The sequence below is a fragment of the Mycolicibacterium novocastrense genome (assembly GCF_001570485.1).
Taxonomy (GTDB): domain Bacteria; phylum Actinomycetota; class Actinomycetes; order Mycobacteriales; family Mycobacteriaceae; genus Mycobacterium; species Mycobacterium novocastrense.
In genome coordinates this window covers 1-607 of sequence record NZ_BCTA01000066.1, presented here as the reverse complement: position 1 = coordinate 607, position 607 = coordinate 1, and the positions used below count along the sequence as shown (strand labels likewise).

At 61.1% G+C, this 607-nt stretch carries 1 protein-coding gene; it reads left to right on the top strand.

The annotated features are described in order from the left end of the window. Positions 1-106 precede the first annotated feature (106 nt). The coding region (locus RMCN_RS22120; protein WP_322788620.1) for a L,D-transpeptidase at positions 107-607 on the top strand (501 nt) is incomplete at its 3' end.

Here is a 607-nt window from a genome sequence, read left to right as displayed (position 1 = left end):
TAGAGCTACTATACGTAGTACGTACGTAGAGTACCGTTTGTGGCGCACGCCGCGGTTGAACGAAGGTGGTGAAGGTTAGTTGCGATGGCTCCTAACCACGGCAGCCGTGGTGGCTGCTTTCCTGACGCCGTCGGCGGGCACGCCAGCCGCCGAAGCTGCGGCCACCGAGACTTTCGGCGTGATTCGCGTCCTTCCGGGTCCCGGTGAGGTGGTCGGGGTCGCCCACCCAGTGGTGGTGGAGTTCATTGCGCCCGTCGTCAATAGGAAGGCCGCCGAACGCACGGTTGCAATCACCACTTCGCAGTCGACGACCGGTGAATTCACATGGCTCGACGATGCAACGTTGGAGTGGATGCCGACCGGCTATTGGCCGGCCCACGATAGGATCGAAGTGCGAGCTGGCGGGTTGAAGACCGAGTTCAGCACCGGTGCTGCGGTGGTCAGTATCGCTGACATCGATGCGCACACATTCACCGTCGAAGTCGACGGCGAGGTGGTCCGTGAAATGCCGGCGTCACTGGGTAAACCCGGTTTCGAAACACCTGTCGGTGACTTCACGGTGTTGGAGAAGCAGCGCAACGTCGTGTTCGACTCACGCACCATCGGT